The 16,722-nt window shown below is 60.5% G+C and carries 13 protein-coding genes; all 13 read right to left on the bottom strand.

Annotated elements, in window-relative coordinates; translation table 11 throughout:
- Positions 1 to 10: 10 nt before the first annotated feature.
- The 13 genes from FHW92_RS11490 to FHW92_RS11430 all read right to left on the bottom strand — a co-directional run bounded on the left by FHW92_RS11490 (position 11) and on the right by FHW92_RS11430 (position 16,672).
- Complete coding sequence (locus FHW92_RS11490) at positions 11 to 733, bottom strand: WecB/TagA/CpsF family glycosyltransferase (RefSeq protein ID WP_246870070.1); 723 nt, start codon at positions 731 to 733, stop codon at positions 11 to 13.
- 165 nt (positions 734 to 898) lie between these two features.
- Positions 899 to 2,233 (bottom strand): O-antigen ligase family protein, encoded by a 1,335-nt coding sequence (locus FHW92_RS11485; RefSeq protein WP_168603373.1) that lies wholly within the window; start codon positions 2,231 to 2,233, stop codon positions 899 to 901.
- A complete protein-coding gene (locus FHW92_RS11480) occupies positions 2,233 to 3,387 on the bottom strand; it encodes a glycosyltransferase (protein WP_172249186.1) in 1,155 nt (384 codons plus the stop codon). Before FHW92_RS11480 ends, FHW92_RS11485 begins: the two co-directional genes overlap by 1 nt.
- A gap of 47 nt (positions 3,388 to 3,434) precedes the next feature.
- Positions 3,435 to 4,496 (bottom strand): hypothetical protein, encoded by a 1,062-nt coding sequence (locus tag FHW92_RS11475; protein ID WP_168603371.1) that lies wholly within the window; start codon positions 4,494 to 4,496, stop codon positions 3,435 to 3,437.
- An 11-nt stretch (positions 4,497 to 4,507) separates the two neighbouring features.
- Complete coding sequence (locus FHW92_RS11470) at positions 4,508 to 6,079, bottom strand: MBOAT family protein (protein ID WP_168603370.1); 1,572 nt, start codon at positions 6,077 to 6,079, stop codon at positions 4,508 to 4,510.
- A gap of 47 nt (positions 6,080 to 6,126) precedes the next feature.
- Positions 6,127 to 6,360: an acyl carrier protein gene (locus FHW92_RS11465; protein ID WP_246870069.1), complete on the bottom strand. Its 234-nt coding sequence runs from the start codon at positions 6,358 to 6,360 to the stop codon at positions 6,127 to 6,129.
- A 4-nt stretch (positions 6,361 to 6,364) separates the two neighbouring features.
- Positions 6,365 to 7,558: a glycosyltransferase family 4 protein gene (locus tag FHW92_RS11460; RefSeq protein ID WP_210428453.1), complete on the bottom strand. Its 1,194-nt coding sequence runs from the start codon at positions 7,556 to 7,558 to the stop codon at positions 6,365 to 6,367.
- Complete coding sequence (locus tag FHW92_RS11455) at positions 7,555 to 8,880, bottom strand: oligosaccharide flippase family protein (RefSeq protein ID WP_168603368.1); 1,326 nt, start codon at positions 8,878 to 8,880, stop codon at positions 7,555 to 7,557. Before FHW92_RS11455 ends, FHW92_RS11460 begins: the two co-directional genes overlap by 4 nt.
- The gene (locus FHW92_RS11450) at positions 8,877 to 9,875 is read right to left on the bottom strand and encodes a glycosyltransferase family A protein (RefSeq protein ID WP_168603367.1); all 999 of its coding nucleotides are present in this window, start codon (positions 9,873 to 9,875) and stop codon (positions 8,877 to 8,879) included. Before FHW92_RS11450 ends, FHW92_RS11455 begins: the two co-directional genes overlap by 4 nt.
- Complete coding sequence (locus FHW92_RS11445; RefSeq protein ID WP_168603366.1) at positions 9,872 to 11,017, bottom strand: glycosyltransferase family 4 protein; 1,146 nt, start codon at positions 11,015 to 11,017, stop codon at positions 9,872 to 9,874. The genes FHW92_RS11450 and FHW92_RS11445 overlap by 4 nt, the downstream gene beginning before the upstream one ends.
- Positions 11,018 to 11,130: 113 nt before the next feature.
- Positions 11,131 to 13,224, bottom strand: a complete 2,094-nt coding sequence (locus tag FHW92_RS11440; protein WP_210428452.1) for a polysaccharide biosynthesis tyrosine autokinase — start codon at positions 13,222 to 13,224, stop codon at positions 11,131 to 11,133.
- A 123-nt stretch (positions 13,225 to 13,347) separates the two neighbouring features.
- Positions 13,348 to 14,130: a polysaccharide biosynthesis/export family protein gene (locus tag FHW92_RS11435; RefSeq protein WP_168603364.1), complete on the bottom strand. Its 783-nt coding sequence runs from the start codon at positions 14,128 to 14,130 to the stop codon at positions 13,348 to 13,350.
- Positions 14,114 to 16,672 (bottom strand): O-antigen ligase family protein, encoded by a 2,559-nt coding sequence (locus tag FHW92_RS11430; RefSeq protein ID WP_168603363.1) that lies wholly within the window; start codon positions 16,670 to 16,672, stop codon positions 14,114 to 14,116. The genes FHW92_RS11435 and FHW92_RS11430 overlap by 17 nt, the downstream gene beginning before the upstream one ends.
- Between the last annotated feature and the right edge of the window lie 50 nt (positions 16,673 to 16,722).

The raw sequence follows: 16,722 nt of genomic DNA, 5'->3' as shown, positions 1-16,722 counted from the left end.
GGAAAGGGCATCAGGATCGGGTCTTGGTGATAAGGTGATAAATCGCGCGAGGGTTGGTCACCAAATAGCGCCAGCCAAGTCGCAAAGGCTCACGTGCGGCGCGGTAAAGCCATTCCAACCCCAGCGTCTGCATCCATCCGGGCGCGCGCGAGACCCCGCCGCCATAATGGTCAAACAGGCCACCGCAAGTGCGTATCCACGCCACGCCGGCCAGCAATTCGCGCGCGCGCACCGCAAACCGCTCCTGAAGCGGGGTTCCCAGCCCGACCCAGAGTACATCGGCGCCGGACTTGCGCACCGCCTCGCAAATGGCAGGAATATCGGCATCGCTGAAATAGCCGTGGCGCACGCCCAGGATCCGCAATCCGTGAAACCGGTGGCGCAAATTGTCGGCGGCGCGGGCGGCCACACCGGGTTTTGCCCCGATAAAATAGAACGTAATATCATGCTGGGCCGCAACATGCGAAGCGCCCATCAGGAAATCAGTGGTGGCGGTGCGCTGCTGCAGCGGCTGATCGGTGAAAATCTTGCTGGCAAAGACCAGAGACATGCCGTCGGCATCGATAATATCGGCCTGATCCACGGCGGCGCGCAAATCGCGGTTGACATGGTATTCGGCAATCAGGCTGCCATTGGCCGAGGTAACAAAGCGCGGCAAGGCTAAAGCCCCGGAGCGCGCCAAAGCCGTATCGGCCACCATAATATCGCAAAGTTCCGCGCAAGTGGCCCGCATGACCGGCAAGCCACCAATCATCAATTTCGGCTTGTCCATCATCGCATCCCAGCCATCAACACAGCACGTCGCTCCCTATGGACTGGACAAGCTTAGCCGGGCCACGTCGGCTTACAGGTATAAACCCTTACCAACCTCTCCTTCACTTGCCAAGGTGGCAGCGTTTCAGGTTCTATCCCGTTGCAGACCGGCTGACCGACACCTCAAGAAGGTCCTGTTTACTGTCCTTGTCACAGGTACCAGAGCGATCAGGGCGCAGGTCATGGTCAGAAAGGACTGGTCCACCCCCTTGCCGTCCAGAAACTGGGATTCGGCAAGGCTGTTGAATACGCAGAAAATGATGATCGAAAGCAACAAGGAGCGGCAAGGCGCGGGAAGTGTATCGGACGCCAACAGGCGCCAGACCGGATAAAGCACCAGCACCGCTACCGAAAGGACAAGGCCAGGAAAACCGATTGTGACCAGCAAATCGAAATAGCTATTATGCCCCGCCGGGGCGAGTTCGGCCACCCATCCCTCGGTCAGTTGGAAGATCGGGCTGACCTTACCCGAACGCCAGAAGGAGCTGAAACCCGCCCCGGTCCAGAAATGATCGCGGGCATAAAGCACCAGTGTGGACCAGATCCGCATGCGCCCGGAAAAAGCCTCACGGTCAAAATAGGGCTGAAGTTTTTCAAAAACCAGCACAAGAAACAGCGGAAAGGTAAGCAATGCCAGTATCACCCTGCGGACAAGCGTCTTGTAGGCCCCGGCATAATCGAACATGCTGATCGCGATCCCGGCCAAAATAGCAATGGAAAGGCTGAGCATCGAGGATTTGGATTGCGTAAAATAGAGAAAGATCGCCGCCAGCAGAACGACTAATGCATGATAGGTTTTTGACACATTCCTCTTGTCAAAGAGATACATGAGAATTGTCATGCAACATATCGGCCCGGCCATGTTCTTGTTGTTGGTAATGCCACGCCAGGAGCCGATAGTACCCGGATCCAAACCATACTGGAATTGGTGAATGCCACGGCTAAAAAAAGCCACAGTAAGAAAATTAAGAACCAATAGAACCATCAGAACATTGCGCGTCAGCCACAGGGTGCGCGCATAGCCCAGTTCGACGCAGCAGTGCCAGATCACCCAGAACGAGATCACCATCTGAACCCAGCGGCGAACGGCAATATCCGGGGCCACAGACCACATCACGCTTAACAGGCAATAGGCCAACAGCAGCACATAAGGCCATGACCGACCCAGGAAATCTGCGAAACTCTGCCTGCGCCATGTCGTGAAAAACAGCAGCAGCGCCAGCCCGATCAAGATCAACTGGTTCGAGACCTGTCCATCGGCATTCTGCCCGCTCGTATCGCTGGCCAGCAGCAAATCAAGGCGCAGCAGCATAAAGCCTATATAGGCCACAAACACCAGAGAGGCCCAGCGTCGCCGCATCGTTGCGGCACGCTGCTGTTCGGCATCAGCCAGATTGTTGAGCCAGCTATCAGCGGGCATTAAACCAGTTCCTCTTGTCGGGAATGCAAAGCACAATTGCCCTCCTCACGCTGGACGCCCAACTCCGCCAGCAGAGCTTCATAATGTTCGATCAAATTGCACGAACTGCGCATATGCCCTAGGCGGAGCGACTTTTGCGCCCATGAGCGCCGCTGTGCCTCATCCATTGCCCATTCCTGCAGGATGTGACCCAGCGCTGTGGCATCGCCCAAGGGCACCGCAACACCGCATAATTCGCCCTGCTCATCGGTGATGCCCTCGATCTGTTCGGCAACCTGCGACACGATCAGCGGCACACCCATCCGGGCCGCTTCAAGCAGAGCGAGGCTATGCCCCTCGAACAGGCTCACCTGCACAAAGACATCCGCTCCCGCCAGACGTCGCAAAGTATCCTCCCGCGGGAATTGCCCCAAAAGAGTCACTTTATGTGCCAGATCCAATTGCGCGATCAACGCGCGCAAATCCGCCTCGTCCTCGCCCGCCCCGATGATCTCCAGCACACCGTCGGGCGCAAAAGCCATCGCGCGGATCAACTGCGCATGGTTCTTCTGGCTGGACAAACGCCCCACCGCCATGATGCGCAGCGCTCCATCACTTCTGTCGCGGGGCACCATCGCCATACCGTCGACCAGTTGCTCGATCCGTGCGGGAAGTGAATTGTGGATCGTGCGTTGCTTGGCGCGATAGGCCACCGGCCATGCGGCAAAAGAGCGCCCCACCGCATCCGACACGCTGATGATCGCCGCAACAGCCGGACTGCAACCGGTACGCCTGTCGAGAATGTTCAATACGTTCTGATAGGTGAAGGATGGGGTGTGATGCGACAGGATGACCTTCGTTCCCGTACCGGCCATGGTGCAGCAGATGGAAAACAGCACATTGCAGAAAGGCATCCCGGTGATGACGATACGTGGTCGTGTCTGACGCAACCAGTGCACCACGCGCCACACCAGCGCTATCGCCGACCATGGCGTACGACGGGGCCGGTTCAGGATGAACCCCCAGCCAGCCGCGCCTGCTTCCACCCTTTCCCCTGCCCGAGGATAAAGCGAGACCAGCCCGGTGCGCAGCCCTCTCTCCTCAAGCCCGGCGGCCACATCCTGCCAGATTTCACGCAGGCCACCCGGCTCGGTATGGGTGATGGCAAAAACCACCTGAGGGCGCCCGGGCCGAGTATCCGCGCCGATTGCGAGCGGCCTGATCATGGAACGATTCTTTTTGCCAGGAAAGGCGCCACCCGATCGGCCAGATCCCGCGTGGCCACAATGGCACCCGCACGGTTGAGATGCACATCATCCTGATAAAAGCCCGGATTGTTACGCAGAGAGATCAGCATGATATCCGGCCCGTAGCGCATCAGGAAGGCCGGGTTGCGCGGTTCGTCATAAGGCCCGACCATCGGCAGTCCGACAAAAACCAGCACAACGTGGTGATCGTCCGCCAACCGCCCGATGGCCGCCATGTTGCGATATTCAATCGCGAGCCGCCATGCTTCCGGCAAGAAAGATAAATGCACAAATTGCCTGCTCCGGCCCGTGGCCTTGGTCTGTTCTGCCCTTTTCATCAATTGGGCGACCGGCATGACAGTATCGCCATTGCGCCAATGTCCGTCGGGCAGGCGATAGCCCAGCGTCCGGTCCAGGTCGGAACCGGCATAGCGTGATGGATCAAAGGTCTTGTACACCCCAAACCAGCCGGGTCGTACCTGCTCTGCAACATTGAGGAGATTGCGATAGGGCAGGGCAAATAGGTTTTTGAAATAGTCCCGGTTGATCAGCAATGGCTGGGAAACGACATCGGTCGGCGTCGCCATTTCCTGAAACATTGGATGCGACAAGGGCATAAAGCCATCATCCGACAAGATGATCAGCTTCACTTCGGGATGGTATCGCACAAGATCGCGCACGAGCAAGGCATGATAGTCCCGCCCCGGCCTGACCATTGCCAGACTGACCGCATGAACCGGCCGCCCCAACTTTTGCGAAAGAACCTGCGTCATGATCAACGGGCTGATCCCGGCTTCGACCCGGGAGGAACCGATAATGGCGACATCGATCGGCGCAGGATCGAAATGGATGCGCTCATAGATCCAGCGGGTATGAAACATCTCGCTGTCCCGTGCCTGCTGCGAGGCGAGATAGCCGTTGAACGGCAGGCACAAGGTTGCCGCCAGCACCAGCGCAAAGCCTATCACCAGCCCCAGCGCGTAACGCCCGATGCCCGACAGGGTGTCGCCGGGCTGATACAAGCCTGCTGGTTCCACGCCATCCATCCTTAAAAGCTGAAATAGACAAAACTGTTAGCACCGCGACTGACGAATGTCAGTCCCAGCATCAGGGCAGCGCCCGTCAGCAGCCCCCAGCCCAGACCGGCCCGCCAGCGCCAGCCGAACGGCCCGCGTGACACTTTGTCCCCACCGGCAAAGGGCAGCGACGGATCCAGCCTGTCGAGCCACTGCGCCGTGTTGGGCAAAGCATAGACGATGAACAGCGCAGCGGCCAGTTCCACCGCCACAAGGCCCGCTCCTACCGGCGCCATCACCGGCCAAGGCAGCCACACCGCCGAACCATTGAATCCCACCATCGCGCCCCATATTCGCAGGGCGCTCGCCATATCCGCCGCCCGAAACGGCACCAGTGCCACCAGCACGCAAAGGATAGTCAGTACATGGCCCCGAACATGGTCCAGCCGCGAGGGTGCCGCCGCGCCCTTGTGCTTCCTATTCTTCTTACGCCAGAACAGCCAAGCCTCGGCCACAACCATATAGACGGCATGCAGCAGGCCGAACACGATATAGGTCCAACGCCCGCCATGCCATGCGCCGATCACGAGCATCGAGACCGCCGTCGGCATCAGCACGCCCAGAACCATCACCCCCCAGCGGCCATGGCCGCGCATCACCGCCTTGCGCGTCAGTGGGAGGGCCAGCGACTGGAAGATATAATCATTGACGAAACGCCCAAGGCTCATATGCCAGCGGCGCCACCAGTCCATGATGCTGGTAACGCGCATGGGGGAATAGAAATTGAGCGGCAGACGCACCCCGAACAGCCGAGCCACCCCGGCGGCCATGTCCGAATAGCCGGAAAAATCGAAATACATCTGCATCAGGAAGCCAGCCACCATCACCCAGGCCTGAACCGCCACCGGGCTTTTGCCTGTGGCGACATCGGCAAACATCGGATCGACCCAGAGGATTAGGCTGTCGGCCAGCAAGGTTTTTTTGAACAATCCGACGGAGAACAGCGTGATGCCGGTGATGCCGTTGCGCAGCCAGTCACGTGGTTCCGCCTCGATCTGGGGGGCGAATTCGCGGTAATAGGTGATCGGGCCGGAAACCAAATAGGGAAAAAACAGGATCGAGGCCAGATAGGTGAGCGGACGCAACTGCGGCACCAGCCCGCGCGCCACATCGACCAGCAACGAAATCTGCTGAAACGTGAAAAAAGAGATGCCCAAAGGCAGCGCCAGTTCGCGCCAAAGGCGGGAGGCTGCCCCGCCCGCCGCCATAAATCCCGGCATGACAAGCGCGAGATTGGCACCGAAGAAACCGGTGAATTTGTAGATGACCAGCGCGGCGACATTGGCCGTCACACCAAAGATCAGCCAGCCGCGTTGCGTTGTGCCTTGCGTGGCCGCGATACGGCCCGCCACCGCGTAATTGCCCACCAGCGAAATCAACAGCACCGGCAAGGCCCATGCGCAGGCCAGAGCATAAAACACCAGACCCGCCGCGATGACCACCAAGAGCCGCGCCCCCGGCCCGCGCAACAGCGCCGCCAGCCGATAGAGCGCAAACACGATCGGCAGAAACAACAGCGCAAAGCCATAGGAGTTAAACGCCATGGCCACCGCCCCGGGATGCGTAATGAAGGTTCACGGCAGGCTACCGATCATACTGCCAACAGGTTCACCAGATCCCCCAACTGCTTGAGGTTCTGCCAATCGCCGATGGAGAATTTGCGCCCAAACGCCTGTTCGACCGCCACCATGAAGCGGATGTTGCTCAGGCTGTCCCATTCGGCCACATCGGCCGCGGTCAGATCATCGCGATAGGCGATCTCGTCATCATCAAACGTATCGGCAAACACTTCCATCAGCTTGTCGATAACAGCATATCTATCCATAGTTTTACTCCCAGGACCGGCTTTGCGGTGCACCAACCGGCGTGGCCAGCGCATGCTGCGCCAACCACGCCCGATCACCTTCATCGTCTTGCAGCCAGTGATCAATCATCTCTCCCCATTTCACGGGGATCTGCATTCTGTTCCACGCCTGCTCGGCGCCTTGGGAAATCGCGGCGTAGAGAACCGGATCGCCGAGCAGACGCTCAATTTCATGCGCCAGCCGCCTGCTGTTGCCCGCCGGATAGATGAGCGCGCTACAGTCATGCTCGATATGACCGGCAAACATCGGATGATCGGAGGCGATCACCGGCGTGCGCGAGGCCAGCGCTTCGTAAAGCGTGAGCGGCATGCCCTCGGGAAAGCCATGGCGGCTGGGCACGATCACGGCGGCGCTGCGGTGCATCAATTCCATCACCTGCCAATTAGGCACCAGGCCAAGAAATTCGACCCGGTCGGCCACACCCATCCGCCGCGCCCGCGCCTCAAACCGGGCGCGCTGGCCCAGTCCGGCGATTTTCAGCCGGATGTCCGGGCGATGGCGCAAATGGAGCAAGGCATCAATCACATCGCCCACACCCTTGCGGCGCCCGATCGAACCCACATAGAGCAGTTGATAGGGGGGATCACCCGGCCCGGTTTTGACCGCCCATTGATCAGGTGTGCGGGTCTGAGGAAAATCCCATGGTATGACCTTTTCCGGGCGAACCCCCAACCCAACCAGCGAGCGGGCCGCGTTAACCCCATGGTTGCCGATCAGCGTCACCCCCGGATCATTGAGCGCGCCCGCCAACCGGCCAAAGCGCAGCCAGCGATCCAGCGGATGCATGGCGAAACTGTCGGCCAGCACGCATCCCACCTTGATCCCGCGCCGCAGGCCCCAGCGAAGCAGCGGGGTGATCGGCCCATGTACGATCAAATGGGTGGGATCATAATCGGCCATCATCGCCAGAGCACGCCCGGCCTTGCGCTCGGCATTACAATCGGCGCCCATCAGGGTGACGCCGTGATCCAGCCTTTCGACATATTCGGGAGCGGTGCAGCACAGGAAGCCTGCCTCACCATGGCGGTCGGCCAAATGGTCCAGCTGATCGAGTACATAACTGTGGCCGTAATAGATCTCGCTGCCGTCCTGCGCCCGGCGGCGCCTGGCTTCGCGATAATCCCCGGCGTTATGAACAATCAGCAAACGTTTCATCATAGCATCCCCCAGATCGGCTGGAAGGGCTGGTTAAGGCCGAGGCCATAGCGCAGCGCACATACCCCGCCAAGGGCAATCACGTAGGCACTGATGGCAATGGCATCATCGCGCCAAGGCGCCCGGTCCAGACGCGTGAGGCCAATCGAAATGTAACCATATTGGCAAATTTCCGTAAACCCGATGGCCATCACCGCTCCGGGAAAGCCCAGCCAATGCAGCCCCGCAGGCAGGCAAATTGCCATGGTGCAAAATCGCGCCCCATTGGCAAAACTACTGAACGCCGGGCGCCCAGCGGCCAGCAGTAGCGCCTCGTTAAGATTAGAAAGCACCGCAAACGCGCCGCCCACCAGCAGAACCGCCAGAATCCACCCCGCCGACACATAGCGCGGATCATAGATCAACGAGATCACCCCATCGGACAGGCCCGTCCCCACCCCCAGAGCCAGACAGACCGCACAGGCAAACAGCAACCTTGTCCGCTCCACCGCCCGATCAACGTCGGCGCCATCATCGCGGTGATGCACCATGACGGGAAAAATGATCTGGTAACTCAACCGCCGGGCCAGGTTGGTGGGCAATTCGGCCATGGCGCGGGCAATGCCGTAAATGCCCACCAGCCCCAGCGGCACCGCCTGCCCCAGATAGAGGCGATCCAGATTGGTGGCCGCATACATGACCAGCGAGGTCATCATGATCCATTTTCCGTAATGCAGGATGCGGCGGCGGATCTGCGGATCAAGGCGGAATTGCTGCGCTGGATCGGGCAGGAGATAGCTGAGCGCCGAGCGGATCGCCACGGTGCAGACGAGCGCAAGGGCGGGCGCCCATACTGAACGCAACGTATAGGCTAGAACCACCGACACCAGAAAGCCAAGCATCTCGCTGCCCAGTTCGAACTGATTCCGCCGCCGCACCTCCACCTGCTTGACCAGCGCGAAGATGGCGGTAGAATGTAGTCCTCCCAGAAAGGGCGAACAGGCCACCAGCCAGAAAATGCGCACATCGATATGATAGGTTTGCGCCAGAAACGGAGCGGCAGCGGCAAACAGCAGGCTGAGGAAAAAACCGCGCAGGACCTGCATCGTCCATGCCGTATCGCGAAAGGCCCGGTCCAGCCCATCGGGGTGATGCACGATATTCTGCTCTATGCCCACATCGGTCAGCAGTTCGATGCCCAACCGCACCGCATTGACCACCAGCATCACGCCCATGATGTCGGGCGCCAGCAAATAAGACAGCGCAATGTTCAGCACAAAGCGCATGCCGGACGAAGCGACAAAGCCGCTGATCGTCCACACCATCTTGCTGCTCAACCCCTTCATGGGGCGCCTTTCCGCAGGACGGTCATCTCCAGCACGGCTTCGGGCGGGACCCGCCCCCGGCCAAGTCCCTGAAGCAGGCCGACGCCATGCATGTTCCATGTGGCCAGCGAATAGAGGCCATGCCGCAGCGAACGGCGGCGCAGAGATAGCAACCCGACCGGCGCACCCAGCAGAACCGCCGCCCACCACCACCAGCCGCACAGCAAAACCAGCGCAAGGGTCAGCCACCAGATCACCACGATGGTCGCATGCCGCAAATGGGAAAAGCCGCGCAGCAAGGGCGCCAACCGCCGCTGCGCCATGGCGGCGCGCACCACCTCGCCCGTGCCACCGGCATAGCCGGTACGAATACGGCGCCACACCAGCCTCAGCGCGGGATCCTGATGCCCGCGATGCTGAATCGCAGGCGTTTCGATACGCGCCAGTTTCCATCCCCGCGCAATCAAGCGGATGCCCAGATCAAATTCTTCGAAGGCATGAAGATTGCGGTCGGTGAAATAATCCAGTTCGCGCAGCGCGCTCATCCGGTAAAGACCGCCGCAATCCAGCCGGTCCACGTCGCCGGTGTGGCTCTTTTGCTTGGCCTTGTCATTGCGGGCGCGAGCTTCGAACTCGATGCTCTCGACATTGACCTCAATCACCTTGCCGCCCACCCCCGCATGGCGGGGATGGGCGCGAAGAAAACCTATGCCGGCATCCAGAAATCCAGGCAGAATCGTCATATCTCCATCGAGAAGATAGAAAAACTCCGCTTCGCCCGCTCCCTGATAGGCTAATTGCGCCCCCGCCCCGCAGCAGCGCTGCTCCGGATGGGTCAATTGCACCACGCGCACATCGGGATAATCGCGCGCGATAGCTACCGTGCGATCACTCGAACCGCTGTCGGCCAGCACCACATGACCGCCCCAAGGCCGCACCGCCGCTAGAGCGCTTTCCAGACATGCCGCGATATTGGGCTCCTCGTTCAGCGCCTTGATACCGATGGCCACGGTCATTGACCCTGCTCCTTGCCGGCCAGAACACGATAATGGTCCAGATAAGCGAGCGTCATCGTCCGGGTTGAGAAGCGCTCCAGCAAGGCAGGACGACAGGCCGCTGCCATCTGCCTGTAATGGGCGATATCATCAACCACGGCAGCCAGCATTGCGGCCATAGCCTCGACATCGCCCACATCGGCAGCCAAGGCATAATCGGGCGGCAGCACCTCGTTCAGACCCGGCGCCCGAAACGCCAGCACCGGTACGCCCGCCAGCAAGGCTTCAAGATAAAGCAGGCCCAGACCCTCAAAGCGCGAAGGAGCAAGCATTACATCATAATTGCTCAGCTTTTCGGCCAGTCTTTCAATCGGCGGCACCAGACCAATTTGCCATGCACCATCCTGTTTGGCAAAGGCGTCGGCGAGATCATCGCGAAACACGCCCTCACCCGCGATCACCATCTCGACATCGCGGCGTCCGGCCTGTCGCTGCGCCCTGGCAAGGATAGCGGGCAGCAGATCCGCGCCCTTTTGATGCACCAGTCGCGCCGCAAACAGCACTCGCAGAGGTCGCCTGTCAACCGGGGCTGACGTCGCGATCGAGATCGACACGGCATTATAGATCACCTCGGCGCGGGGGCGGTCCACACCCGCGGCAATCGCCTGATCCGCATCTGCGGCGGCCTGCGACACCGCCACGGCGCGCCCATGGGCCAACCATCGCGTTACCCATGCCCCCAACCGGCCCCAATCGATCCACAACACGGAATTATGTACTGTGCGCAGCAACGGTGTCCGGGCCACGGCACGCGACATCACACATGCGACCGCCAAGGTCAGTTCGGGTATCTCGGTATGCACATGCAGCACATCGGGGCGAAACCGCTCCACCGCGCGGACCAGACGGAAGGCGGCCTGCAGCACCCCGCCCGACTTAAAGCCTCGCCGCGTCCCCCAAAAAACCGGGGCGTCGATGGCCTGCATCCTTTCCGCCCGGTGCGCGGCAATGGCGGAAACCTCCCGTTTCTCGATCACGGCAAAAACCGCGCTTTCAACATCGCTGGCCAATGTCTCCGCCAGTTGCATAGCCACGTCCTCGGCCCCACCCAGTTCGAGATGGGTGATGATATGCATCACACGGAGTTTATCAGCTCTGGCCATGGTCGCCCTGTCTGTCCCGTCGTCATCATCGACCGTCAACGACCGGAAACAGCCCCCGCGCCCGCGCGGAAACAGGACGCCAGGGCCCGCTCATCCGAGAAGACCGTCACGTTTCAATTTCCGTAGCTGTAGGTGTAGGCATTGGAATAACCGGCCATTTTAAGATTATACTTGGTGGCAACAGCACCAATCACGCGGCCACCGGCACGGTGCAGTCGCAGCAGCGACTGCTGGGCCGATTTGACCCTGACCACGCCGGCTTCCATGACGAAAACGGTAACCTTTGCCACTGCAGTCAATTCCAAGGCGTCAGCAATGGCCAGCACCGGCGGCGCATCAAGCACGATGAGGTCATAATGCTCTTCCAGTTCGGCCAGCATCTCCTTAAGGCGCGAGCCGGAAAACAGATTGGCCGGATCGGGCGGAGTAGGTCCGCTTGGCATAAAGCCGAGATTGTCGATCTGGGTGCCCAAAATGGCGTCGCGAGGGGCGGTCTTGCGGGCCAGAACCGATGAGAGCCCTTCGGCGCCATTGCCCAGTTCGAGCAGGAGATGCAGCGAGGGACGGCGAAGGTCCGCGTCGATCAGCAGCACTTTCTTGCCCAGCATCGCAAAATCGCGGGCCAACGCAAAGCTGCTGGTCGACTTGCCTTCGGCCGGGCTGTTGCTGGTCAACAGCAGCGAGGAAGGCAATCCGGCGCTGGAGGACAATTCGATTGCCGTGCGAATCGCATGGTAGGCCTCCGAAATATCCGATCTGGCATCGAGCAGCGCATCATGCGGCTTGATCCCATCCGCCAGCGGGACAGCACCCAGCAGCGGAATGCCCAGTCGGCTTTCCACCTCACGCGGATCATCGATCGTATCGACCAGATGGCCGCGCACCAGAACCGCCACCGCCGCCGTCACCATCGACAGGCCCAGCGCAACGGCCATGTTGACCAGAATGCGCGGCGAGGTGGGTTTGCGCGGGGCTTCGGCCACATCGACCTGCGCGATATTGTTGACCGTCACGCCTGAAGCAGCGCTCACTTCCTTATAGCGCTGCAGCAGACTGTCATAGAGTTGGCGGTTGGTGTCCACCTCTCGCTTGAGAATGTTGTAGCGAACGCCGCGATCCTGTTCCGACAGCGTGGCCAGTTTGAGTCCGTCAACCGCGCCCTGAAGCGCAGCATCCTGGCGCGCGGCTGTACGGTACTGATTATGGATCGAGGCGCGAATCGCCTCGGCCAGCACCTTGGCTTCGCGGTCGATTTCTGCCAGTTCGGTCGCGGCCTGCACCACGCTAGGGTGATCGGCCTTGAGGTGAACGCGCAGTTCCTGAAGGCTGGACGACAGTTCGGCGCGCTTTTGCAGCAGGCGCTGAATGGCGTCATTGGAAAGCACCTCGGGCAGTTCCATGAGCGGCGTCTTGCTCGCTTCCAGCCAGCGCTCCTCGGCCTGAAGCCTTGCGGCCTTGGCCTCTGTCGACCGCGAGTTGAGCTCGACAAGATTGGCAGTGACCAGCGATTGCGGCCCCCGCTGCGGCTCGCCCTGGGGCGCGGCGCGCGAACTGGCGTCAATCAGGCCCGCCGCGCGTGAATAGGTGATGAGCAGACGCTCGGACTGTTCCAACTTGTTCTTGGCCACGCTCAGCTGATTGCTGAGGAAATCAAGGGAATAGCTGGAGGCTGAAAACTTGCGCTGAATATTGCCTTTGATGAATTCGGACACGAAAGTGTTGGCGATCTTTGCGGATAATTGCGCATCACGGCTGCGATAGGTCACGCCGACAATGCGCGAATTGCGTGGCAGATCCACCACCAGATTGCGCTGCAAGGTGTCGATCACATGATCAAGGCGCTCATCGGGGGCAAGATCGCTGGAGGCATGGCCGGTGGCCAGCTCCAGAAACTTGTCATTCGCGGACAGGCCCAGCGTATCGGACACCCGCTTGGCCATTGCGCGGCTGGTCAGAATATCGACCTGCGTCTGGAGGAAACGATCAGCCTCGGTACCGAAAGCCACCGGATCGCTGTCCTCGGTGCCTAGCACCTTGCGCTCCTGCTGGTCGATCTGCACGCTGGAGCGCGCCGTGTAGACTTTGGGCATGATCACCAGAGAAACAGCGCCCAGCAGCAGCCCAACCCCCAGAATGGCCAGAATCAGCCGGTGGTTGAGAATGACCATGAGGCGCAGGGTGTCAAAGTCAAACAGCTCGGACACCATGCTTGTGGAAGGTGGGGCAAAAGCATCCTGCCCCTGCTGTGACGTCGGGTCGCCCATATGCTTCCCCGCTCCAGCCATCGAGGCCTCGTGCCCGTTCATACTGTGCATGCTCCGCAATTTGAATTAGTATCGGGTGAAGATGTTCAACAGAGGCGCTGCCCTGAGAAGGTCGTGCCAGAGTTGCTTGCTCGTCGAATGCCCCACGATAACCACGTCTCTGGGGATAAGCTGAGGGTCCGGATCATCGCCGTGACGAATGCGGTTCAGATCGAAGATCGCGCCAAAGCGCTTGCCGTTCTGCATCCGCACCACCGCAACGCGGCGCAGCGCGCCGTTTTCGGTTTCACCCTTGGCCAATGCGATCGCGTCAAGCAGCGTTGTCATGCCGCGCATCGGATAGATGCCCGGTTCGGTCACCTGCCCCTGTACGGTGATACGCTGCGTCACGGAACTTGCGATGCTGACCGTAACCTGCGGGTTGACATAATAGCGCTCACCCAGCTTTTGAGCCACCACATCAGCGAATTGCACCGTGGTCAACCCAGCGGCATGAACCCGCCCGATTAAGGGCATAGAAATATCGCCCGAGGCATCGACCGGCGCGCCCTTCACCGAAATATCAGATTCCTGAAATACCGTTATGTCCAGCGCGTCGGCGGGCCCGATCCGGTATTCCGGGATGCTGCCATCACCGGCAGGCGCGGGTACGGCATCATAGGCCGCTTTGCCGGAGGCCAGCGACTTTTGGCCCGCGTGAACCGGTCCAGCCAGTAATGCCACAGATAGAACAGCCATTTTGGCACATGTGATGACAGGTCGGTTGCTCAAATCTTTTGGCCCCGTGCTTGGAGAGTTGGTTTCGACGCAAGATTTCTGAAAGAGCCCAAACTTAATTTGTCCTTGCATCACCAGCCGGCACCCTTTCAACGCGTATAGCAATAACCGAATAGGCCAAAGGCCGCCCTTGCGATGAGTTAAGTATAAACTCTAATTTCTGACTTGGACACCCCTCATCAATCGTAAATGCCTCATTAGCTTTGTCGGCGCCGTCGGCGGCCTTGCTCCAGACAGGAGCAAGCCGGGGCGAGAGCCCTTCCCCGCCTTGGGTGACACAGGTAATCTGGAGGGCGGGCATGATATCAGCCGCGCCATCCTGAACCCGCATATCCAGCGCCAGTCGATAGGCTCCCGGCGTCAGCACCAGCGTTTGCGCCAGCACCGGACCGGTGGCGATGCCGTCACTGGAAATGGCCACGCCATTGGCCATGGAGGCACCGATCTGCTGCACCAGATTGACGGTCGCCCCCGGCAGAGGCGGGGCAAACCAGTTCATCGGCGCGGCCTGCGCTGGAAGCGCAGCGAGCGGAAGGCCGAAGGTCGGGTAGCCGATCACCCCCTTTTCACCGGCCAGCAACCAGAGACGCGCCACGTCCGCGTAATGCCCCGCATCCATCGCCGTCCAGCGCATCAGCGCCGTTTCGCGCTCATTGCTACCCGCGCCCGCCCGGGCCAGGTCGTTCAGTAGCGCGTCGATATCTGCAAATTGATCGACCGTATCGGGCGCCAGAATATTGAGAAATCCCTGACGCCAGGGCGGACGGGTGGCTAGCACCTCGGTCAGCGCCGGGCGGCCTTGCTCCTGATGCGCCATATCGCGCATGAGAGCATACAACGGATCGGCAGGCGCCCCCATCCTGAGCAAGGCATCTATGCTGCGCAAGGCAATATCATAGCGGCCCTGCCGGACGCCCTGATCGACCAGCCAGACCTGCACCAGCGCATCGCGCCAACCTAATTGTGCGCCCACCAGCAGCAGCGCATCGGCGCGCTCCTGCTGGTTCTGCATCACATAGGCGCGGGCCAGAGCGCTGAGCGCATCCGGGTTCATGGCCTCGGTGCGCAGGGCCAGAGTGGCCGAAGTTGTGGCCCCCACGCCATCGCGCACGGCCAGTTGATCGGCAGCCCTTGCGCTCCATGCGCGCGCGGACCATGGCATCAGGCGCACCGCCAAAGCGCTGTTGCCCGCCAACAGATTATGATCTCCCACCCCGATCAGAATGACCGGAATACCAAGAATCCCACCGGCCAGTCCGCCAACGGCGCGCGACAGTCCGCGCGCTTCGCGTGCCAGCACCACCGGCGCGGGCATGATCAGAGCCAGAAAAATCCCGCCAAGCATGGCCAAGGCTGGCATACGCACCGGATAGTCCGTCAGGCTGCACGCCATCAGCACCAACCAGCCGATCAAGCCGGCATGAGCCAGCGCCCGGCGTTCCGATCCGACCACATTCAGCCGCAAGGTTCGGCGATAACCAAAGCCGATCACCAGCAGCAGGCCCATCAGCACGGCAACGCCCGGCCAGCCCGTCTCCACCAACCATTCAAGATAATCATTATGGGCATGTTCCACAAACAGGTGGCCCACTTCGCCCAAGGGCTCGATCGAGGCATAGACCTGCCGAAAGCTGCCAAGACCCGCGCCCCACGGCAGGACATCGGACAAAACATGCAAGGTATTGCCCCAGTAATCCAAACGCCCATCGTCCGCAGAAGCTGACAGGCGGTGCAGAGTGAATTGCACCATGGGTGAAACCCACAAAAGAGGAATCGCAACAGCGGCGGCCAGAACCACTGCTGCAAGCTTGAGGCGGCTTTGCAGAATGCCCGCCTGAAAGGCCATGACCAGACCCAAAACGGGCAGCAGGAACAGGCCGGTGCGCGATTCGGTGGCAATCACGCCCAAGCCGAGCAGGATGACCGCCGCCAGCCCTGCCCAACGCCACAGGGTTTGCCGCGTCAAACGCGCCAAAGCCAGAATCAGCGGCATGACCATCAGCAGGAAACAGGCCTGATGGTTGCGGTTGACGAACAGGCCTATGCCGAAATCCCGATGCATGGTCTTGAAGGGAAACAGCCCGTCCACATCACGCTCTCCAGCCTGAAGCAGGCCCAGCCCGGCGGACATCACCGCCATCAACCCGACCAACATCAACAGCTTGCGCCGATCCCGGCCCGTAATCGCCATAAAGGCCAGCCAACCGGCCATCGGCGGCAACAGTGCCAGCAGTGCAGCCCCAGTCACGTCGGGCGTCAGGCTATGCGAGCGCCAGACATCAAGGCCCGCCGCAGCATCCACCTGGGCGGCAATCGCGTGGTAGGACAAATGGTGCCATACGGACGGCGGCAGGGGAATGATCTGCGCCACAACCAGCAAAACCACAGCCGCTACCAGACAAAGCACCGCCGACACGCTGCCACGCCACAGGATGCAAAGCGGCCCCACACAGACCCACAAGATCACGGACAAAGCCACTAGACGAAGCAACGCTTCGAGCAGAGGATAAGCGGTGCCTGCCCCACCCACTCCCAGCGCGATGATCAGAAAGCCTCCGATCAGGCGTTGCCCAATGATCTGATGAGTTCCAACCGAAGCCTCAGTGGATGTCATGCCCGCCGCCCTATCAGTAATTTTACAGATCACAGCCACGAATAGTCGCT

Source organism: Novosphingobium sp. SG707 (assembly GCF_012275515.1).
In the GTDB taxonomy this organism is placed as follows: Bacteria; Pseudomonadota; Alphaproteobacteria; order Sphingomonadales; family Sphingomonadaceae; genus Novosphingobium.
Note: the sequence above shows the minus strand (reverse complement) of the source record. Positions and strands in the feature narration are given on the sequence as shown.